The organism is Mesorhizobium sp. LNHC232B00 (assembly GCF_000502435.1).
Lineage (GTDB): Bacteria > Pseudomonadota > Alphaproteobacteria > Rhizobiales > Rhizobiaceae > Mesorhizobium > Mesorhizobium opportunistum.
On record NZ_AYWP01000024.1, the window covers coordinates 1 to 19,117 of the forward strand.

General features: G+C 63.4%; 20 protein-coding genes and 1 pseudogene. 9 read left to right on the plus strand and 12 right to left on the minus strand.

Features of this window, described 5'->3' with window-relative positions; genetic code table 11:
- Window positions 1-856: hypothetical protein (locus tag X743_RS145395; RefSeq protein ID WP_023767842.1), on the plus strand; the 856-nt coding region annotated here is incomplete at its 5' end.
- A 25-nt stretch (window positions 857-881) separates the two neighbouring features.
- Here the strand turns inward: X743_RS145395 and X743_RS145390 are convergent.
- The gene (locus X743_RS145390; protein WP_051508594.1) at window positions 882-2,504 is read right to left on the minus strand and encodes a M20/M25/M40 family metallo-hydrolase; all 1,623 of its coding nucleotides are present in this window, start codon (window positions 2,502-2,504) and stop codon (window positions 882-884) included.
- 147 nt (window positions 2,505-2,651) lie between these two features.
- Window positions 2,652-2,903, minus strand: a complete 252-nt coding sequence (locus X743_RS145385; RefSeq protein WP_023767844.1) for a hypothetical protein — start codon at window positions 2,901-2,903, stop codon at window positions 2,652-2,654.
- Between the two features lie 687 nt (window positions 2,904-3,590).
- Here X743_RS145385 and X743_RS145380 point away from each other — a divergent pair.
- The 8 genes and pseudogenes from X743_RS145380 to X743_RS145350 all read left to right on the plus strand — a co-directional run bounded on the left by X743_RS145380 (window position 3,591) and on the right by X743_RS145350 (window position 9,819).
- Complete coding sequence (locus tag X743_RS145380; RefSeq protein WP_023767846.1) at window positions 3,591-4,199, plus strand: DUF1206 domain-containing protein; 609 nt, start codon at window positions 3,591-3,593, stop codon at window positions 4,197-4,199.
- Window positions 4,196-4,588 (plus strand): phage holin family protein, encoded by a 393-nt coding sequence (locus X743_RS145375; RefSeq protein WP_023767847.1) that lies wholly within the window; start codon window positions 4,196-4,198, stop codon window positions 4,586-4,588. Before X743_RS145380 ends, X743_RS145375 begins: the two co-directional genes overlap by 4 nt.
- The gene (locus X743_RS145370; protein ID WP_023767848.1) at window positions 4,585-5,424 is read left to right on the plus strand and encodes a hypothetical protein; all 840 of its coding nucleotides are present in this window, start codon (window positions 4,585-4,587) and stop codon (window positions 5,422-5,424) included. Before X743_RS145375 ends, X743_RS145370 begins: the two co-directional genes overlap by 4 nt.
- A gap of 164 nt (window positions 5,425-5,588) precedes the next feature.
- Window positions 5,589-5,860 (plus strand): annotated as a pseudogene (locus X743_RS1000000174150) (DUF892 family protein); the annotation flags it as partial.
- A 311-nt stretch (window positions 5,861-6,171) separates the two neighbouring features.
- Window positions 6,172-7,347, plus strand: a complete 1,176-nt coding sequence (locus X743_RS145365; RefSeq protein ID WP_023767849.1) for an ABC transporter substrate-binding protein — start codon at window positions 6,172-6,174, stop codon at window positions 7,345-7,347.
- The gene (locus X743_RS145360; protein WP_023767850.1) at window positions 7,335-8,297 is read left to right on the plus strand and encodes a PQQ-dependent catabolism-associated beta-propeller protein; all 963 of its coding nucleotides are present in this window, start codon (window positions 7,335-7,337) and stop codon (window positions 8,295-8,297) included. The genes X743_RS145365 and X743_RS145360 overlap by 13 nt, the downstream gene beginning before the upstream one ends.
- On the plus strand, window positions 8,294-9,013 hold the full coding sequence (locus tag X743_RS145355; RefSeq protein ID WP_023767851.1) for an ABC transporter ATP-binding protein: 720 nt from the start codon (window positions 8,294-8,296) through the stop codon (window positions 9,011-9,013). Before X743_RS145360 ends, X743_RS145355 begins: the two co-directional genes overlap by 4 nt.
- A 2-nt stretch (window positions 9,014-9,015) precedes the next feature.
- Window positions 9,016-9,819, plus strand: a complete 804-nt coding sequence (locus X743_RS145350; RefSeq protein WP_023767852.1) for an ABC transporter permease — start codon at window positions 9,016-9,018, stop codon at window positions 9,817-9,819.
- On the opposite strand, the gene X743_RS145345 is transcribed toward X743_RS145350, so the two are convergent.
- The 10 genes from X743_RS145345 to X743_RS145300 are packed head-to-tail and all read right to left on the minus strand — an operon-like array spanning window position 9,820 to window position 18,993.
- Entirely contained in the window at window positions 9,820-10,236 is a 417-nt protein-coding gene (locus X743_RS145345; RefSeq protein WP_031258222.1) for a cytochrome c, read from the minus strand. It abuts the gene before it with no gap.
- Window positions 10,217-11,095 (minus strand): cytochrome c oxidase assembly protein, encoded by an 879-nt coding sequence (locus X743_RS145340; protein ID WP_023767854.1) that lies wholly within the window; start codon window positions 11,093-11,095, stop codon window positions 10,217-10,219. Before X743_RS145340 ends, X743_RS145345 begins: the two co-directional genes overlap by 20 nt.
- Window positions 11,092-11,433, minus strand: coding sequence for a hypothetical protein (locus tag X743_RS145335; RefSeq protein ID WP_031258224.1), 342 nt, complete (start codon window positions 11,431-11,433; stop codon window positions 11,092-11,094). The genes X743_RS145340 and X743_RS145335 overlap by 4 nt, the downstream gene beginning before the upstream one ends.
- Before the next feature lies 1 nt (window position 11,434).
- Window positions 11,435-12,040, minus strand: a complete 606-nt coding sequence (locus tag X743_RS145330) for a cytochrome c oxidase subunit 3 (RefSeq protein WP_023767856.1) — start codon at window positions 12,038-12,040, stop codon at window positions 11,435-11,437.
- Window positions 12,037-14,010, minus strand: coding sequence for a cytochrome c oxidase subunit I (gene ctaD, locus X743_RS145325; RefSeq protein WP_023767857.1), 1,974 nt, complete (start codon window positions 14,008-14,010; stop codon window positions 12,037-12,039). Before ctaD ends, X743_RS145330 begins: the two co-directional genes overlap by 4 nt.
- The gene (gene coxB / locus X743_RS145320; RefSeq protein WP_023767858.1) at window positions 14,007-15,020 is read right to left on the minus strand and encodes a cytochrome c oxidase subunit II; all 1,014 of its coding nucleotides are present in this window, start codon (window positions 15,018-15,020) and stop codon (window positions 14,007-14,009) included. The genes ctaD and coxB overlap by 4 nt, the downstream gene beginning before the upstream one ends.
- The gene (locus X743_RS145315) at window positions 15,017-15,550 is read right to left on the minus strand and encodes a c-type cytochrome (protein ID WP_023767859.1); all 534 of its coding nucleotides are present in this window, start codon (window positions 15,548-15,550) and stop codon (window positions 15,017-15,019) included. Before X743_RS145315 ends, coxB begins: the two co-directional genes overlap by 4 nt.
- Window positions 15,547-16,350, minus strand: a complete 804-nt coding sequence (locus tag X743_RS145310; RefSeq protein ID WP_023767860.1) for a substrate-binding domain-containing protein — start codon at window positions 16,348-16,350, stop codon at window positions 15,547-15,549. The genes X743_RS145315 and X743_RS145310 overlap by 4 nt, the downstream gene beginning before the upstream one ends.
- Before the next feature lie 46 nt (window positions 16,351-16,396).
- Window positions 16,397-18,274 carry a methanol/ethanol family PQQ-dependent dehydrogenase gene (locus tag X743_RS145305; RefSeq protein ID WP_156934495.1) on the minus strand — a complete coding sequence of 626 codons (1,878 nt, stop codon included), beginning with the start codon at window positions 18,272-18,274 and terminating at the stop codon, window positions 16,397-16,399.
- Complete coding sequence (locus X743_RS145300) at window positions 18,271-18,993, minus strand: heme-binding protein (RefSeq protein ID WP_023767862.1); 723 nt, start codon at window positions 18,991-18,993, stop codon at window positions 18,271-18,273. Before X743_RS145300 ends, X743_RS145305 begins: the two co-directional genes overlap by 4 nt.
- Window positions 18,994-19,117 lie beyond the last annotated feature (124 nt).

Consider the following 19,117-nt stretch of genomic DNA (forward strand, 5'->3'; position numbering starts at 1 on the left):
CAAGGACCCGTGCCCTGTCTTCGATGGCAGTGTGTGGCACGTCTTCGGTTCAAGCGGCACGGTCACCACCGAGACGTGGAGAATCCTGCATGCCACGGCGCCCGACCTCTATGGCCCGTGGACCGAGCATGAGCCGATCGAACTTCCGATCAACGGCACTGGTGTCGCGGCTCCCGGTGTGATCCACGAAAGCGGCGTGTTCCACATGTTTATTCAGACCGAGTTCATGAAGTCTGGTGGCCGTTGCGAGCACGCGGTTTCCAACGACGGGTTCCATTGGGTGGTTCTCAGCCCGGCCATCCTTGCCATCCCGGACACGGAGGAGGATGGTATCTACGATCCGCATCCAGCGGTCATTGGCGGCAAGCGCTACCTCGCCTATTCGGCCATGCCGAAGTTCACCAGGGTGCCTCAGCCCGACATCTATCTGGCGCGCAGCCAATCCGATTCCTGGTTCGGTCCCTGGAAGCGGATCGGCAAGATCCTGGACCACAACGATGTTCCTCATCACAATACGAGAGAGGATCCGGACTACGAATGGGGCATAGAAGGCGCACAATTGGTCGAGTTGCCGGATGGCCGAGTGCTGCTCAACGCAACTTGCTTTCTTCCGAATGGCCTTCGGGGGAACCGGCAACGGGTGTTTTTTGCCATCGCGGACGAGGTCAGCGGACCCTACGTCTCCATCGGCCCGGTGCTCGAACCGGGGCAGCCGGGAGAGAATGGTCACTCGACGGTGATGATCGAAGGCAGCCAGCTTTCACTGTTCTACCAGAGCCGGGTTGCCGCAACCGATCACCGGTGGCGTTACGGCTTGGCCAGATGCGACGTCGCTCTGTTTTCAAAGGTTGCATGATCACTGCCATTCTGCACGCCGCGTCCTATCCAAGGAGCTTGCGGCAAATGTCGCGAAGGAGCTGTGGCAGGACCTCGAACGCATACCCGACATGCAGTCGCTCGAGCGGCGTGTGATAGTCTCGTCCCCAGGGACCGATATTGATCGTCGGAATGTTGGCCAGGGCTCGCCGCGGTGGCCATCGCACGCTGTCCTTCCAGGCCGGTGTGTTGCGGGCAACGATGTCGAGAGAGGCTTCCTCGGCTTCGCCAAGGAAGCTCATGTCGGAGATGCCGGCGAAATAGTCCGCGCAACCGACCGCGCTGCCGTGGCGCGCCATCGCCTCGGCGGCGACGGTGACGGCGGCGGCTCGCAACCGGGCGGCGGCCGGCAGTTCGGAAAGGTTCGTCGGCAGATAAGGGATTGACCCGAAGCCTGTAACGATGGCCGGCCCGGTCAACCGGCTGAGTTCCCAAGCCTGCTCCGTTATCAATCGGCATTTCTCAGGCAGCGCGAGATCGCCGGCAGCAATCGAGGCGGCAACAGCTTCGAGTTGCGCCCGCTCCGGCTGGCCCAGACGCTCTATCAAAGTCTCGTACCGGTGGACCGGAACAGACCTTGCCGTGTCGACCTGGCCTGTCGTTGCACTGACGCGGCTCTGCAGTTCCTGGAGAAGGCGCGAGGCAGCTTCGGCGCATAATTTGTCGAACCGGTCGAGCACCTCAGTGGGTGTCCGGCGATAGCTCAGCACATTGAAGCTGGCATAGGCCACCCGCGGCGTGGTGACATCGTATCCGGTCTTTCCGTCCCGTATCCCAAGCAGGCTGGGCGGCGTGCCTGGTGCCGATCCACCCTCTTCGGTGAGTTCGGGCGCCCATTCCAGCCGAGCAGCGATTGCGGCGGCGATGGCCGCCGCGTTGAGGCCATTCAGGGGAAAACCGCTATGTGTGGGAACGCCAACGACAAAGGCGGTGGGAAGCAGCTTGCCCACTGTTCCCAGGGCGATCACGCGCCCCTTGCTGCCGTCGCCGTCATCAGCGATCGCGTCGAGATTGATTGCCGCGATCAGATCGAGGTCGCGCTCTTCGCAGATTTCGGGCAGCATCCGTGCCGCCTTGCGGGCACCGGCGGAATTGTTCTCCTCGTCCGGCACGGCGATAAAAAGCAGGTTTCCAGACGGCTTCGCCTCTCCGGCGAAATCGGCGCATACGGATAGGCCCGCCGCAAGGCCGGCCTTCATGTCGAGAAGGCCACGTCCGGCCAGGAAATCGCCGCCCGCGAGATCGTGATGGGCCAATCTGGCGGCTGGAGCCTCGGCTGCGACGAGGCAATCGCGAAGTGCTCGTGTCAGGGCCTCTGGCCGAGTGGCCAGATGCTCCAAGTGCCTATAGTCGCTGGTTCCAACGGTGTCGTAGTGACCTGTCAAAAGCACCGTTGAGCGTCCTGTGCCGCGAAGCAGCATCGCCACGCAGTGACGGCCGTCCCGAGGTCCGATCTCGATCGTCCACACCTCGGCGTTCCGGAATGCTGTCTCCCGTCGCAGTTCGCCCGCCAACCACGGGCCGAAAGCGGCCTCGCCGTCCGTCCCGGTGACGCTTTTCTGTTCGGTGAGTTCAACGGCCCAGCGCCGCGCGTGGCTGGACAGCGTCACGGGAAACCTTTGGCTCATTATCGTCCTGACATTCGGGTTGGCGCGATGAACAGTATCTTGGCCAAGCGCCATCTCTCAAGCACGGTTCGGTGTGTTCCAGGAAAATCCCCCGCGGAAACATTCCTGCTCGGAGGAACTTTCGGACCGGGGCAGCTTTTGTTTTGATCACACGCAAACGATGAGGCGAAGATGCAGGTGCTCGATACAGCCGTACATAGCGGGCCGGAGAATCTCGTGGTCGAGTTTCTCGGCGAAGGCGGCCAAAAGATCGCCACCACCGCGGACTTGTCCGACCGGCAACTGCCGCTCGCTGAAGCCGCGCTGGTCGCTCGGCAGATGATGGTCCAGTGCGCTGTTCGGCATCGCGGCCGCTCGGAACGGTTGGGCGGTGCGAGTTCGCGACGGCAGCGGCAACATAGCCGTATCCATTGATTTCAAGGCCGCAAGACCAGCGAAGGCGGTCGCTGGACGAAGGAGCTGATCGCCCAGCTTTGCAGTGGAAGGCCAGTTATATGTACAATTTCATGTCATTGCATGCGATCGCTGCCCGGAGAAGCGACGGGTTGCGACCGGAACTCATCCGGCTGTTTCAGGTGCGCGCCGCCTTGAAGGCAGCTGGAGTCGCAGACCTGCAATCATATAATGGCGCCGGCTTTGAGCAGGCCGGACCAAATCCGGTCGGAGACGCTGGGACAGGGCAAGATAATGTGGTCCCTCTTCCTGCCGACAGAAGGCAACAGCCAGGCTCTCCGGCGCGTTAGGCTGTTGAAACAGGGATAGCGGCAGAGGTCGCGCTGCTGGTTTGGCGCCAGGCGACGGCCATCGCTGATTACCCCAGCCCGGCATATCGTTGCATCCCTGTCGAATGTCGAACAAAGGCATCGAACACGCCGGGGCCGGGCAGGCCATTCCTGACGTGTTTTGCTGACGAAGCACACGCACCACGGCTCGATCGCAAAACCTTTCGTTCATGGAACATCCAACGTTTCTCGAAGTTGGGCAGCCAAGGAGGAACGTGCCATGAACAGTGTTATCTATCTTATCGGCCTCGTCGTTGTCGTGCTTGCTGTCCTCTCTTTCCTCGGTTTTCGCTAGGTGGTGACCATGCAAAGTGATGACGGCCAGGGCCGTAAACCCTCTGATTTCGACCAGGCGAAACGTGATGTTTCCGACAGGCTTCGTCAGGAAAAAGAACGCGCGAACGAGTTGCTTCACGATGCTCGCGACGAACTGACCAGCAAGGCTGGCGAGTACGCAACAGAAGCCACGCAGGTCATTTCCGACAAGGCGGAGGAGGCGCAGCGCGACGTCGGATCGAGCCTGGCGGCACTGGGCGGCGCACTGCGCGCGGCCAGCGATCACCTGGCCAACAACGACGAAAGGACCGCATCGAAATTTGCGCTGGACGCCGCCGGTGGCCTGGAGCGGCTTTCCTCGTCACTGAAACAAAAGCCGTTCGGACAGGTGCTTGAGGACATGCAGTCTTTTGGCCGACAAAATCCCGGTGTCCTCCTTGCTGGATCGGTGCTGGCCGGACTGGCGCTCGGCCGGTTCATCAAGGCTTCTCCACCGGCAAGCCGTCAAGCATCTCAGAATGCTTCGGAAGACGCCAACTCGCAGACTGCTCAACCGGCTGAACGGGCTGACGGCTCGTGGGGATTCGACCGTATCGGCGATGATGTCGCCACGCAGCATGCGGAGCAAGACAGATGAACACGCAAGACAATCCCAGCCTCGCGACCCTGGTAACCGACCTGGCCCAGCACGCCACCACGCTGGTGCAAACCGAAGCCCGACTTTTGCGGGCAGAGCTGTCCGAAAAGCTTACCAAAGCGGGATCGGGCGCCGCCGAGGTGCTGGGCGGCGCGATCTGCCTGCTCGCGGCCTTACTGGTGCTGCTGCAGGCACTCGTCATCGCTCTGACACGGGCAGGGCTGGGCGCCGGGTGGTCCTCCCTGTTGGTCGGTGTGGTCGTGGCAATTCTTGGCATCATCCTGCTGCGGACCGGAATGGCAAGCATGGCGCCTTCCGAACTTACTCCCGACCGAACCCAGGAACAGCTCAGGCGCGACGCGAATGTGATCAAGGAACAAGTGAGATGAACGAGAAATCCGCAGCCGAATTTGAACGCGAGGCGGAGGCCGCGCGCGCCAGGGTAGTGGAAACCGCCGAATCCATCCGAGGCAAAATGACACCGGGACAATTGCTGGACGAATTCACCGGCATCTTCTCCGGCGGAGAGACTTCGGCCATGCTCAACAACCTGAGAACGCAGGTCAGGGACAATCCTTTGCCCGTGACGATGGTAGGTGCGGGCCTGGCTTGGCTCATGCTGGGCAGCGGTCCTTCAAACGGCGGCCGACGCCCGGCCGGTTACGCGGCGGCTATGGCGCCCGGCCGTCGTGACGATGCGGATGGTGGAGAGTCGGGCAGTACGCTCGCCGACGCTGCCTCGTCGCTCTCCTCGGCTGCAAGTAGCGTCGGCGACACCTTATCGAGCGCGGCATCGATCGCCGCCGAGGGGCTGACGAGCAGCGCGGCGAGTGCAGGATCCGCGACTGGCGACATGGCTGCGAAGGCCGGCCGCTCGGCTCAGGAGCTACTGAATGACCAGCCCTTGGCGATCGCGGCGGTCGGTCTCGCGATCGGCGCCGCGATAGGTGCCATGCTGCCCCACACCGCAATGGAGGATGAGCAACTAGGGGGCTATCGCGAACAGCTTCGCAACACTTCTCAGGACATGCTTAACCAGGGCCTTGAGCAGGCCAAACAGGTTGCCGCCGACGGCTATGAAACGGTCAAGCACGAAGCTGGCCGGCAGGACAAGGACGCAGGCACATTGGCCGACCAACTCGGCGGGATCGTCAAGTCTGCGGCCGACGCGACGGAGCAGTCCGTGCGCGAGCGGACTTCGCGCCTTTCGGAGGAAGAATCCTAGACGACGGCAGCTTTTCGATGGAGTCGTGGCCAAGGCCGCCGGCGTCACTCGCTTTCTCGTCTAGTCTGCGGCCGACAAGAAGGACGCGTTCGTGCGCGAGAAGCTTTCGGACGTCGAAGCCTCGGCGGGCAAGACATCCTAGTTGCGCTTTGACCGCCACGGCGCAGTCGATCAGCGGCGTGTTCGCCGGCGACGAGGCCATGAAAGGTCTCTGGCGAGCTTCACGTTCGAACCTATGGAAATCGCGTCCTATACGATCCTCATCCCGCCTCCAATGCCGCGGGCGACGGCGAGATTGCACGTGTGTGCGAACAGAACCTGCGCAAAAGAGCAAGCCATGGCCGAGTGGCTGAAGGACAACCTTCCGCGAGTCGCCGAGACCTTTCTGACGCGCGTGGAGCCGATAGCGACACCGCCAGGCGGAGGATCGACTTAAACCCGGAGCCTGCCGGGGTGCCGTGGGGCGGGATGCTCAGCCAGTGGTCGGCTATCACAAAGCCGTGGCGCGGCACGAGCGCCGTTCGAATCCAGGAACATTCCTTTGCCCAGGGGGTTAGTATTGCTCCGCAGTACCGGAGCGCTCGTGTTGCTTTCGAATCTCCAGGAGCAGTCGTTTGACGGGCCTCTCGCGGCCATGGTGTCAACGGCGAGCCACCACCTTGTCGTGCCGGGAGATCGGCAGGCCGCGGTCGCTCGGGGCCTGACGACTATTCCGGACCAACCGTGCGGACGGGAAGGCCAACGCGAATGAAGATCGCGCTGGCTTTTCTCATGCTCCTTGCCCTAGCCGCTCCGACACTTGCCGAGCCGCCGACGATGATGATCGGTTATCTCGGTGAACAGCGCAAATCGCCTCTGCCGCTCGGGCCGCTGGATGAGGCCGTTACCGACGAAGGCCTGCAGGGCGCTCGGCTCGGCATTGCCGACGACGCCAGCACCGGCCGGTTTCTCGGCCAGCAATTCCGATTGCAGGAAAAGATCCTGAAGCCGGGCGAGGCTCCGGCCGAGGCCGTCAAGGAGTTCGCCGCCGCGGACATCAGCTTCGTCGTCGCCGATCTCGACGCGGACCGGTTGCTGCAGGCGAGCGCCGCCCCAGGCGCCGAGCGGATGACGCTATTCAACAGCCGCGCCCCGGATGACCGGCTCCGCCAGGACGATTGCCGCAGGAACGTGCTGCATACGATACCAAGCCGCGCCATGCTCGCCGATGCGTTGGCGCAATACCTGATCTGGAAACGCTGGCAGCACTGGTTTCTGCTGGTCGGGCCCCATCCCGGGGACCAGGCGATGGCGGCCGCCTTTCGACGGGCGGCGGCTCGCTTCGGAGCCGAGATTACCACCGATCAGCCGTGGACATTCAGGCCCGCCAACGGACGTGCCGATACCGGGCATGTCACGCTGCAGACCGAAATACCCGCGGTCACGCAGGTGAGCGACTATGATGTTCTCGTGGTCGCCGACGAGGCGGATGAGTTCGGCGCCTATCTGGAGGAGCGCACTGCTCTGCCGAGGATCGTCGCCGGCACCCAAGGGCTGGTCGCCACCGGCTGGAGCCCGGTCAGCGAGGAGTGGGGCGCAACCCAACTGCAGGATCGTTTCCACCGGCAGGCCGGGCGCTGGATGCTGCCCAGCGACTATGCCGCCTGGCTCGCGATGCGCAGCATTGGCGAGGCAGCGACGCGCCTGCACAGTCTCGATCCCGCGGCGATCGCGCAATATATACGCGGCGACGCGTTTCTTCTCGCCGGCTTCAAGGGGCAGGGGCTCAGTTTCCGTGCCTGGGACGGACAGATGCGCCAGCCCATCTTGATCGCAGGGCCGCGCCTGCTGGTTTCCAGCTCGCCCCAACCGGGCTTCCTGCACCAGCGCACGCCGCTGGACACGTTGGGCATCGACCTGGAGGAGAGCACATGCAAGTTCTGATCGCGCTGCTTTTGGCGGCGCTCGCTCTTGCCGCTCCCGCCGCCGCCGAGACCGTCTATGTGTCCAATGAGCAGGACAATGCCGTCGCGGTTGTCGATGGCGCGACGATGACGTTGCTGGCGACGATCGACGTTGGCCGACGTCCGCGCGGACTGGCGCTCTCGATCGACAACAAGTTGCTGTTCGTCGCGGAAGGTGACGACAACCGCATCGACGTGGTCGACGTCGCGAAACGTCTGGTGGTCGGGCAGTTGCCCTCGGGAGCCGATCCGGAATTCTTCGTGGTCCATCCGGACGGCAAGAGGCTGTTCGTTGCCAACGAGAACGACAATCTGGTGTCGGTGGTGGACATCGCCGCGGCCAAGGTCATCGGCACGGTGGATGTCGGCGTGGAACCGGAAGGGATGGCGGCCAGCGCTGATGGCCGCTATGTCGCCTGTACGTCGGAGACCACCAGCATGGTCCATCTGATCGATGCAGCCACCCTCGAACTCGTCGACAATCTACTGGTCGACACCAGACCGCGCGCGGCTTTGTTCACGCCAGACGGCAAGCAGTTGTGGGTCTCGTCGGAGATTCGGGGCACCGTCACCGTTTTCGACACGGTAACTCGAGCGCAAACTGGCAAGATCGAGTTCGCCGTGCCGGGTATTCGACGCGAAGGCGTGCAGGCGGTCGGGATGGAGATCTCCCGCGAGGGCGCAACCGCCTACGTGGCGCTTGGACCCGCCAACAGGGTGGCCGAAGTGGACGTCAAGACGCTGACGGTCCGTCGGCTCTATCTGGTTGGCCAACGGCCATGGCACGTTGCGCTCTCCGCCGACCAGAAGCGTCTGGTCAGCGCAAACGGCAATTCAGGCGACATCTCCTTCATTGAGCTCGAGAACGGGGAAGTGGTGAAATCGCTGCCGGTGGGACGCGGTCCCTGGGGCGTGGTGATCGGCCCATGAACGCCTTGTCGGTCGACCATCTTAGCCACAGTTTCGGAAGCCGGCGGGTTCTGGATGACGTTTCGTTTTCGGTGCCGGAGGGCGGAATGTGCATTCTGCTTGGACGCAACGGCGCCGGCAAGACGACACTGTTCTCGCTGATCACCGGCCTCTACCACGCCCGCGCCGGGTCGGTCCTGGTCTTCGGCCACGCGATGAACGCGAACCCGTCAACTGCGCTTGCCGAAATGGGCGTTGTCTTCCAACAGCCGACGCTTGACCTCGACCTGACAGCCGGCGAGAACCTGCGCTACCATGCTGCCCTGCATGGCCTTCCCAAGGCGTTGAGCAAAGAGCGTTCCGTCGAGGAGCTCAGACGGCTCGAAGTGGCCGACAGGATTGGCGATCCTGCTCGCGCTCTGTCTGGCGGCCAGCGGCGGCGTGTCGAGATCGCACGGGCGTTGATGCACCGGCCGCGTCTTCTGTTGCTCGACGAGCCGACCACCGGTCTTGATGTGCCGGGCCGGGGCGCGCTCGAGCGGCATGTGCGCGACCTCTGCCGCGACCGCGGCATTGCCGTGCTTTGGGCCACGCACTTCCTCGAAGAAGTGAGCTCGGCCGACCGCGTCGTGGTTCTGCACGAGGGAAGGGTGCGTTGGGGCGGCCGCGCCGACCGCCTCGCTGCCGCTGTCGGAGTGGCCAATACGGCCGAGGCGTTCGCCTCGCTGACGGGCTAGCCATGAAGATGGATCACGCGTTGCGGGCACTCACGGGCATCGTGCTGCGAGAAACGCTGCGCACGCTCAGGCAGCGCGGTCGTCTGTTCTCGGCAATCGTACGGCCGCTGGTCTGGCTAGCGATCTTCGCCGCCGGCTTCCGATCCGTGCTGGGCCTCTCGATCACGCCGCCCTACCAGACCTACGTGCTTTACGATGTCTATGTCGTGCCCGGCCTGGCGGCCATGATGCTGCTCTTCCACGCCATGGCGAGCTCGCTGGCCATGGTCTACGACCGCGAGATGGGCAGTATGCGCCTGTTGCTGACGGCGCCGTTGCCGCGCTGGTACCTGCTTGCGGCGCGGCTGCTGGCCAGTGTCGTCGTCGGCCTGCCGCTGGTTTATCTGTTTCTGGTTATTGCGCGCTATTGGGACGTTCGGCCGCCTGCACTCGGCTACGTGGCGGTATTTCCAGCGCTTTTGCTGTCCGGCCTGATGCTTGGTGCCTTCGGATTGCTCGTATCGTCGGTCTCGACCCAGATGGAGAACTTCGCCGGCGTGATGAATTTCGTAATCTTCCCAATGTTCTTCGCCTCGACAGCGCTCTATCCGCTATGGCGTCTGGCCGAGGCGGGGCCGGTCTTGGCAACCATCGCCGCCTGGAACCCGTTCAGCTCGGCGGTAGAGTTGATCCGCTTTGCGCTTTATCTGCGCTTCGATGCCGGTTCAGCCCTCGTCGTACTCTTCTGCCTGTTCGCATTCTTCCTGGCAGCCGTGCTCGGTTATGACCCCGGTCGCGGCCTGTGGTCACGGCGCCCCGGAGGTTAGTCACTTCAGAGCATAGAGGTAGGCCGCGATATCGCGCGCCTGCTGCTCCGTAATCCTGGTCGATGGCATGGCCGTGTGCGGATTGATGTCCCTGGCCGATCGTATCCAGCGGACCAGGTTCTCTGGATTGTTGGTCAGGACGCCGCCGATTATGACACGGTCGGCGAGGCTGGAATCGAGGCGAGGACCGACTTGCCCCTGCGCGCCCGGCACGCCCGTAATCCTATGGCAGCCAGAGCAGCCGTTCGTGGTCATGATCGGCAGAGCGCGCGCAACGTTACCGCCTGTAGCCGCCTCCGCCTCGTGCCGGATGCGCGCGGCCCGATCGGACCACAAGGTCAGCCCGGCAACGGCCGCGGTGAGCAGCACCAGCAAGGCACTGGCGGTGGCAAGCAATCTAGACAGGCCAGAGCGCATGCGCCGCCTCCCTCCTTCCGCTCGCCCTGATCCACAGCCCGGCCAGCAGCAATGCCGCCCCGCCATAGATCAATCCGGCCGGCACCCACATCACCAGCCCGGCAAGCTGCTGGTCTTCGAGGGGGCTCAAATTCCACAGCGCCGCCCCCACGGCGTTCTCCGGGTACCAGAGCCGTGGCGAAAGCAACAGGAGAACGCCGAGCAGGCCAGTGTGCAGCGAGGTGACGAAGAGATGCATCACCGCGCCCCCATAGTTGTGCTGACGGCCGGAACGCGGCAAGATCGCCCACCAGAACAGCAGGCCGGTTCCAAGGAAGCTCGCGTGCTGGGCATAGTGCAGCACGCCGCGCTCCAGCGCTGCCTCGAACACCGTCGGAATGTGCCAGATCCATATAGCGACGCCGTGAATAATGGACGCGCTGAGCGGCCGGGTTGCGAAAGCCCAGACCGCCTGCAACCATCCGGCGTGCCCGGCAATTCCCAGAACGTGGCGGAAGCGGGTGGGGAGGCCCCACATCAAGGCCGCGGCCGGGCAGGCCGCGACCAACAGCGGCGCCGCCAGGGCCATCAGCAGTTCATGCTCGATCATATGCGCCGCAAACACCTGCTCGCCGAGCGCGTGAATGGGGCTGACCAATGCGGCTGTTAACACGCCCCATCCGGCCGTGAACAGCAGCGCCTGGCGCAGCCGCAAAGTCCTGCCGCGGCGGCTGCGCCGCCAAAGCCGGCTCGCGCCCACGACATAGACGAGACCGAGGGCGGCAAGCGGCAGCGTAATCGGCAGTGCGAGCGTCCATCCGGCTTCTGGCGCGCCGGCACCATAGCAGATCGATGTTGAGAACAGCGCGTCGAGGTTCATCGCAGGCACTCGTCCAGGATGAGCGCGGCGCTGCCTTGCATGACGATGACAAGTGCAAACAGCAGCGCCGATAGCATGCCGAGATTGGCGACAAACCGTTCGGTGCCGCGCGTACGCTCCGGCTTGAAAGCGGCACCGCCTCGGCGCTTCGCCCGCCAGGACAGCGCCCCGCCGAGCAGAGAAAACAAGACGAGCAGCAGCGCCAAGGGAAGCACTACCGGCACCTGGCGGTTGCACTGCCAGGGGACCAGCGCGTAATTCAGTTGCGTCGAGAGTGCCCAGGCCAGCGGGCCCGACAGAAGGCCACCCCAGGACGTTCCCACACGCAATGCACGCATTTCAGCCTAGCCTCGGCAGCCAATAGATGAGCAGGTAGATCGGAATCCAGGTCAGGACCACGAAGTCCCAGTAGAAGACATTGTCGCCGACATCGCCGAAGCGACGGCCGCTATAGCCATGGCGCGTGAACATCAGCACAGCCAGCACGATGGTGTCGCCGACATCGGTTATGAGATGCGTGGTGTGCAGCCCGAGGAGGACCCAGAGCATCGATCCATAAGCATTGGTGTCCCAATAGATGTTCAGCGCCGGAAACTCGAACCAGCGCACGACAAGCGGAGCCAGACCGAGCAGCGACATCACCACCATGCCGATCCGCACCGGCCCGATCGCGCATTGCTTCGCGTAACGTTTGAGGATGTGGTTCGGCACCAGGCTGAGGATGAGGAGCAGCGTCACGATCGTCCCCGGCCAATGGTTGGGCTGCGGAGCGCTTAGACGCCAGTTGGGCCACAGGGTCGCGAGATAGAGATAAGCGCCTGCCGCCAGCGCGAAGCCGGTGCCTTCGAGTGCCATGAAGCCTAGCGTGCCCCACCACGTCGGGCTGCGCGGACCATGTCCAAAGGTCGGCAGGCCGGAAATATCGGCGGCGGGGCGCTGGTTCATTCCTCGTCCTCCGGATCGCCCTTGGGCCAAAACCATCCGACCAAAGTGATGGCGATCGGTGCGGCGCCCCAGACAACTGCCCATGGCGTAAATATCGAATAGACAAATGTACCGCCGACGGAGAGCGCCGCAAGCAGCGGCCAGATCGACGGCGTCGCCGATTTCTCTCGAATGTCTGGATGGGCTTCGGCAACAGTCGAAATGAGAAGCTCGCGTGCATCGACCCGCAACCCGGTCGCCACGGGCAGCGCTTCGCGCTCGGCCCAGAGCGGCTCGACATGCGTGACAATCGGAATGCGCGCGAAATTATAGCTTGGCGGCGGCGAAGACGTCGCCCATTCCAACGTGCCGGCATCCCAGGGATTGTTTCCGGCCGGTGCGCCCTTCAGCGCGCCATGCGCAAGGTTGAAAGTGAACAGGACGAAGCTCAGGAAGAAGAGCACCGCCCCGGCCGAGATGAAAAGGTTGATGTTTCCCCAACCAAGTTCGGCCGGATAGGTGTAAACCCTTCGCGGCATGCCCCACAGCCCGACGAGATGCATCGGGAAAAAGGTGGCATTAAAGCCGATAAACGCCAGCCAGAAATGCCAGCGGCCGAGGCGTTCGCTCATCATGCGGCCGCTGATCTTCGGGAACCAGAAATAAGCCGCGCCAAGCAGCGGAAACACCGAGCCGCCAATCAGCACGTAGTGGAAATGCGCGACGACGAAATAAGTATCGTGGACCTGAAGATCCAAGGGCACCGAGGCGAGCATCACGCCGGTTAGGCCCCCGATCACGAAGATGAAGAAGAAACCGAAGACGAACAGCATTGGCGTCCGGATCACCGGCCGGCCATCCCACAGTGTCGCGAGCCAGCAGAAGATCTGCACGCCGTTCGGAATGGCGATCATCATGCTGGATGCGGTGAAGAAGCTGGCGCCAAGCTTGGGCAAGCCGGTGGCGAACATGTGATGAACCCAAAGGCCGAACGACAGGAAGCCGACCGCGATCAGCGACAGGACAAGCCCGAGGTGTCCGAAGGTCGGCCGCCTAGCGAAGGCGGGGATAATTGAAGAGACCATGCCAGTGGCCGGCAGGAAGATGATGTAGACTTCCGGATGGCCAAAGAACCAGAAGAGATGTTGGAACAGCAGAGCATCCCCACCTTCCGCCGGGTTGAAGATGTGCGTGCCGACCAGACGGTCCAGGATCAGGAACGTGGAGGTGATCATCACCGCCGGCATCGCGAAGACGACGACGAAGGAAGTGACTAGCATCGCCCAGACAAAGAGCGGGATCTTGTCCAGCGACATGCCGGGGGCTCGCTGCTTGAACACTGTGACGATGGTCGCCACCGCGACGGCCAGTGACGACACTTCGGTATACGTGATCATCTGCGCCCACACGTCAGCGCGCTTGCCCGGTGCGAATTCGGGACCGGACAGCGGCACGTAAGCAAACCAGCCGACATCGGGCGCCATGTTGAGCGCGAAAGACACCCAGGCGAAAGCGCCACCCGAAACGTAGATCCAGTAGCTGAAGGCGATCAGGCGAGGGAACGCGATGTTGCGGGTGCCGACCATCAGCGGCACGAGATAGATGCCGGTCGCCTGCACGATTGGCACAGCGAACAGAAACATCATCGTAACGCCGTGCATTGTGAACAGCTGGTTGTAGAGGTCCGGCCCGATCAGGCCGCGCCGTGGACCTGAGAGCTGGATGCGCATGGCGACGGCATTGAGCCCGCCCAGGCACAGAAATACGAAGGCGGTGATCAGATAGCGCCGTGCGATGACCTTGTGATCGACGCTCGACAGCGCCCCGACGATGCCGGGAGGCGTGCGCCATGTCCGCGCCAGCCAGCGATGCAGGCTGGCTTCGTCCATGCCGGTGTCGCGAGGTCCGTCGCGTTCGGGAACAATGTCGCCCTTGGACGCTGTGTCCGGCTCCGGGATTTCGCGCTCGCCTGTGATATCGGCGCTGCTCATTTCAGACCCTCGAGATAAGCCACGATGGCGTTGAGCTCGTCGCCGCTAAGATCGACCACCGGCATATGGGATCCGGGCTTGACACCTTGTGGGTCGGCTATCCAGGCGGCGAGATTGCCGCGGCTCATCGTCAATGTTCCGGCGGCCAGGGTTTGCCGGCTGGCTATATGGGTCAGATCGGGAGCGACCGTTCCTCCCGCCGGCGTGCCGCCTATTCTGTGGCACATCACGCAGGGGCGCCTCAGAAACAGATCTTGGCCGGCTTTCGCCTCGGCATCGGTCGGCGCCGCGGCCGGCTGCAACTGGTCGTTCCACCACGCGTCGAACTTTTCACGCGTTTCGGCGATGATGAAGGTGCCCATGTTGGCGTGCTGCGCGCCACAGAACTCGGCGCATTGGCCTCGATAGACGCCGGGCTTGTCGGCCTTGATGTCGAGCACGTTCATGTGGCCCGGAATGAGGTCGAGCTTGCCGGAAAGGCTCGGGATCCAGAAGGAATGGATGACATCGGTCGAGGTCAGAAGAAGCCTCACCGGCTCGCCGGCAGGGATATGGATCTCGTTCGCGGTCGTCAGGATGCGGCCCGGCGTGGCATCCTCATAGCGCACCTCCCACCACCATTGATGCCCCGTGACCCGAATGGTCAGCGCTGCATCCGAGCCGATCGCGGCGAGCGTCCTGTTGGCGAAGAAGCTCAGCAAGGTCAGCCCGACCAGTATCACCGCGGTCAGCGCGACGGCGATCAGAACCACGCGAAGCTTCCGGCCGTCCGCGCCGACGTCGATCGCAAGCGGTTCCGCCTGCGCGCGCGACCGCATCATCAACGGCGCGGCAACCGAGATCATCACCAGCACCCACACCACCGCGCAGAGGCCGGTGAAAAACCAGATCAGCCATGCCAGCTCGCTCGCCGCTGGACCTTTCGGGTCGAGAGCCGATTGCCAGCCTGCGCATCCCTGGAGCAATAGAGCGCTGGCGGTGGCAAACGCCATCGAGACGAGGCGCTTCACGGCGACTTCCCCAGCGTGGCGGCGTCCGGCATTCGGTTTTCCGAGGGATGCACCATCATGTCGTCATTGCGCGATGGCGCAGCGGACGAGGGTGCATTGCCGCCCAGCGACCGAACGAAGGCAGCAAGCTCCCATATCTGGTCGTCGGGGATCTTGTCGCGGAAGCTCGGCATGCCGTTCGGCCGGCCGTCGCGGATGGTGGCATGAATGCTTTCCATCGAGTTGCCATAGATCCACTTCTCGTCCATCAGGGCCGGTCCCATGCCGCCGCCGCCATTGGCATGGCAGCCGGAGCAGTTGAACCAGCTGAACAGGCGTTTGCCCTCGCTCATGTGGAAGGCGTTGGCCTCGAAGCTCGCCGCCTTGTTGTCGGAAGGTGAGGGTCGCTGGCCGCCCGGCTCCAGCGTGGTCACAGGCGCCGGCTGCTCGCCTGAGCCGAGCGCCGATTGCGGCCGCGTGTCGCGCTCCTCACGCTGGCAGGCGGCCAGGGCCATCGTCAAGGGCAGCACCATCGCCAGAGCCAGCCTCATCGCACCGGACTCCCGGGCATGTCCAGACGCGGTACGCCGTATTGCGCCAGAACCGCATCGATCTCGGCCTTGTGTCTGGCAAGCGCGCTGTTCACATCGCCGCGCAGCGCATCATCCTCGCGCCGAACACCCATCGAGATGTCATACATCAGCGGCAGTTGCGGTCCGTCGATGCGAGGCGTGACAGGGGTGATCCGGAGGGGTACCCTCTGCTTCTGGGCGAAATAGCCCGCGAGCGGACCCCAGACCACCGCGAGGTCGATTTCGCCGCTCGCCACCGCCTCGACGATGCGCGCCGGAGGATTGGGAGCGGAGTAATCGCCATAGACAGGGTAGCCGACGAGATGCCCGACGATGCCGCGGCGGCCGAGCGCCTGGACAGGCGGCGAGTTGGCGCCGTCGTCGCCGATGAGCTGAACACCGATCCGCAGGTCGCGCAGCCGCGGATCATTGAAGGAGGTCACATCCGGGCCGCTCTGGCGGGTCACAAAAACATAAGACGAACGATAGTAGGGCGCGGTGGTGCGCAGCATCTCCAGATTGGCCGGCGTGCCGGGCACGAGATCGCAGCGACCTGCCTTCAGCGTGTTGCGGATAAAGCCGCGGCGCTGCGCCCACCAGGTGTAGGTCAGCTTGGCGCCGAGATCGCCGGCGATGATTTCCGCGATCCTGTTCTCGAAGCCCTGACCGGCCGCGTTGGAAAAGGGCAGGTTGTTCGGGTCGGCGCAGACCCTGAGCTCGCGGGTGCCGGCTGTCGCTGGTAAGACCAGCAAGACGAGCGCGGTGATGCCGCGCGCCATCCGCGGGAATACATTCCGTGCCACGCTGTGGATCAAGCCGAATACATCAGGGCAGACGGAACACATAAAGCGTGCCTCCCGCCGTGGTCGCGTTCTTCAGGTCCTTCATCGCATTGACAAAGCCGAGCGCGGCGGTGGCATCGCGCGGGTCGAGATCGCCCGATACGATCGCGCCGGCCCAACCGCCGACGCCGGACAATATGGCGACATATTGGTGGCCGTCCGGGCCACGATAGGTGATGGGTTGACCGATGATGCCCGAAGAGGTCTTGAACTGCCAAAGCAGGTCACCAGTCTTCGCGCTCACCGCCTTGAACCAACCTTCCATCGTTCCATAGAAGACCACGTCGCCGGCGGTCACCACCGCGCCGCTCCATACCGGGAAGTTCTCCTTGAGGCTCCAGGCTGGTTTCTCGGCGGCGATGTCCCAAGCGGTGAAGGCGCCGCGATTGCCGCCTGGGCCTGGGATCATGCGCACGTTCATTCCGACGTAGGGCGTGCCGGCGATGTAGTTCACCTCTACGCCTTCTTCGTCCATGCACAGATTGTTGTGCGGGATGTAGAGCAGGCCGGTTTTCGGCGAGAAGGCGGAGGGCTGCCAATCCTTGAGGCCCGAGGCAGTTGGGCAGATGTCGCGGACGACCTTACCAGTGCCGGTCTTCTTGTCCGGGTTTTCCGCCAACTTCCCGGTTTTGAGATCGACGCCCTTGCTGGAATTGACAGGGCCATAGGGTTTTGCAGACAAGACCTCACCGGTGGTCCGGTCGAGGACGTAGAGATAGCCATTGCGCTCCGGCCGGACCAGCACCTTGCGCGGCTTGCCCTGCCAACTCATGTCGAGCAGGACCTGTTCGTTGATGCCGTCATAGTCGTGCAGGTCGTGCGGGCTCCACTGATAGAACCATTTCGCCGCTCCGGTATCGGGATCTCGGGCAAAAATGCCGGATGTCCATTTGTTGTCGCCGGGCCGCAGATCCGGATTCCAAGGCCCGGGATTGCCGGTGCCGTGGAAGATCAGGTTGAGATCGGGGTCGTAGGAGATCCAGCCCCACATGTTGCCGCCGCCGATCTTCCATGCTTCTGGCGGCCATGTCGTGACGCCAAGATCCTTGCCTTTGTCCATGTCGTAATGCGGTTTGAAGTCCGGCCCGATCAGCACATCCTTGTCGGGGCCGGTATTGTAAGCCGTCCAGACGACATGACCGTCGCCGGCGTCGAGCGCCTTGACCCAGCCGCGAACGCCCATCTCGCCGCCGGAATTGCCGACCAGGACTTTGCCTTTCACCACCAGCGGCGCCATGGTGATGGTCTCGCCGATATTGATGTTGCCGATATGGGCGTTCCAGATTGGCTGGCCACTATTAACATCGAGCGCGATGGTATGGCCGTCGAGCGTATTGAAGAAGATGCGCCCGTCGGCGAAAGCCGCGCCGCGATTGACGACATCGCAACAGGCAACCCCTTGCGCGGCGGGCTCGGGATTGGGCTCGTACTTCCATTTCATCGGCGCGCCGGGCTTCGAGAGGTCGAGCGCGTAGACGATGTTAGGAAACGGCGTCACGATATACATGGTGCTGCCGACGACAAGCGGCGCCGCTTCCTGGCCTTTGTTCACCCCGGTCGAAAAAGTGAAGGCCACCTGAAGGTTCTTGGCGTTGCCTTCGTTGATTTCCGCGAGTTCGCTGTAGCGGGTCGAGGCATAATTCTTGGCGGGCATAGTCCATTGCCCATCGTCGGGCGGTGCGGCCGCGGCGGGCGGCGAGATCGTTAGTGCCGGCGGAGCTACCGAGGCGGCTGTCAGCAAGGGAGCGCAGGCCAACAGCAGCAGCGCAAGAATTCTCTCAGAATGTTTTCGGGGTGCCGCCGAGCGCTTGATAGGTGCCGCGTGAGCGCAGGGTCTTGCCGATTGCGCTGCTTGCTTCATTTTGGCGTCGAACCTCCGACGCCGGCGCCCAGTTCATCCGCTATGTCAGCCTCGTGCCCGGCACACAGCGGATGACCCCAGCCGGAAGCGCTTTTCCCGCCGGGGTCGAGATCGTAGATAATGGCATCCTTGCGATTGGGGTTGACACCGGCCGGAACCTTGTCGAGGCCGAGGGCCGCGCGGATGCGCCAGGCGACATTGTGGTCGGCGCAGGAAGAATCGCCGCTGACGCCGAGTCCACCCACAATTCCCTTGCCGTCGTAAAGGGCTAGGCCGCCGCCAAACACCACCACGCCCCCGATCGGCTTGCCGATCAGCGGATCGTTGGCGCTGCCGAACCTCTTGGCGTCGCCGGCAAAGGCCGCGGCTTGATTGGGGGGATTGGTGAACTGTAAGCCGAACAGCGGACCCCCTGGCTGCACCCCGGCATAGAGGTTGGAGGTGGACAGGGCCATGTTAGCCAAGCTGAGGCCATTGGCTGTGTTGGCCTTCTCAGCCGCGATCAACCTGCTGCCGGGCCACTGCGCATCGACCGCGAGCCCGCTGAAGGCAATGGCGCAGACTATACCGTCGCGGGCGACGATCGCCGCCCATTCGTTGGTCTCGAAGCCGCCATTTGCCGGGCCGCCGCTCGCCTTTACGTTGGCCTTCAACGCCGAGAGCAGCCTGTCGTGATCGGAAGGGCAAGGCGCCTGCGCCCAAGCAGCACCTTGCGGCATTGAGCCGAACGCCAAAGCCAGGAAACCAAGAGTTAGTGGCGAGAACCGACGATGTGCCATGGCCTCGAAGCATGTTGTTGAACATCATCCCAACTGGCAGTCGGTTCCTTTGTTCCTCGATGCG

Coding starts and splice junctions, on each gene's coding strand:
- X743_RS145360 (WP_023767850.1), top strand. CDS start 7,335: ATGCAAGTTCTGATCGCGCTGCTTTTGGCGGCGCTCGCTCTTGCCGCT.
- X743_RS145390 (WP_051508594.1), bottom strand. CDS start 2,504: ATGAGCCAAAGGTTTCCCGTGACGCTGTCCAGCCACGCGCGGCGCTGG.
- X743_RS145340 (WP_023767854.1), bottom strand. CDS start 11,095: ATGAACCTCGACGCGCTGTTCTCAACATCGATCTGCTATGGTGCCGGC.
- X743_RS145330 (WP_023767856.1), bottom strand. CDS start 12,040: ATGAACCAGCGCCCCGCCGCCGATATTTCCGGCCTGCCGACCTTTGGA.
- X743_RS145385 (WP_023767844.1), bottom strand. CDS start 2,903: ATGTTGCCGCTGCCGTCGCGAACTCGCACCGCCCAACCGTTCCGAGCG.
- X743_RS145310 (WP_023767860.1), bottom strand. CDS start 16,350: ATGGCGCGCGGCATCACCGCGCTCGTCTTGCTGGTCTTACCAGCGACA.
- X743_RS145345 (WP_031258222.1), bottom strand. CDS start 10,236: ATGCGCTCTGGCCTGTCTAGATTGCTTGCCACCGCCAGTGCCTTGCTG.
- X743_RS145315 (WP_023767859.1), bottom strand. CDS start 15,550: ATGAGGCTGGCTCTGGCGATGGTGCTGCCCTTGACGATGGCCCTGGCC.
- X743_RS145380 (WP_023767846.1), top strand. CDS start 3,591: ATGCAAAGTGATGACGGCCAGGGCCGTAAACCCTCTGATTTCGACCAG.
- ctaD (WP_023767857.1), bottom strand. CDS start 14,010: ATGAGCAGCGCCGATATCACAGGCGAGCGCGAAATCCCGGAGCCGGAC.
- X743_RS145300 (WP_023767862.1), bottom strand. CDS start 18,993: ATGCCGCAAGGTGCTGCTTGGGCGCAGGCGCCTTGCCCTTCCGATCAC.
- X743_RS145335 (WP_031258224.1), bottom strand. CDS start 11,433: ATGCGTGCATTGCGTGTGGGAACGTCCTGGGGTGGCCTTCTGTCGGGC.
- X743_RS145305 (WP_156934495.1), bottom strand. CDS start 18,274: ATGAAGCAAGCAGCGCAATCGGCAAGACCCTGCGCTCACGCGGCACCT.
- X743_RS145355 (WP_023767851.1), top strand. CDS start 8,294: ATGAACGCCTTGTCGGTCGACCATCTTAGCCACAGTTTCGGAAGCCGG.
- X743_RS145350 (WP_023767852.1), top strand. CDS start 9,016: ATGAAGATGGATCACGCGTTGCGGGCACTCACGGGCATCGTGCTGCGA.
- X743_RS145375 (WP_023767847.1), top strand. CDS start 4,196: ATGAACACGCAAGACAATCCCAGCCTCGCGACCCTGGTAACCGACCTG.
- X743_RS145370 (WP_023767848.1), top strand. CDS start 4,585: ATGAACGAGAAATCCGCAGCCGAATTTGAACGCGAGGCGGAGGCCGCG.
- X743_RS145365 (WP_023767849.1), top strand. CDS start 6,172: ATGAAGATCGCGCTGGCTTTTCTCATGCTCCTTGCCCTAGCCGCTCCG.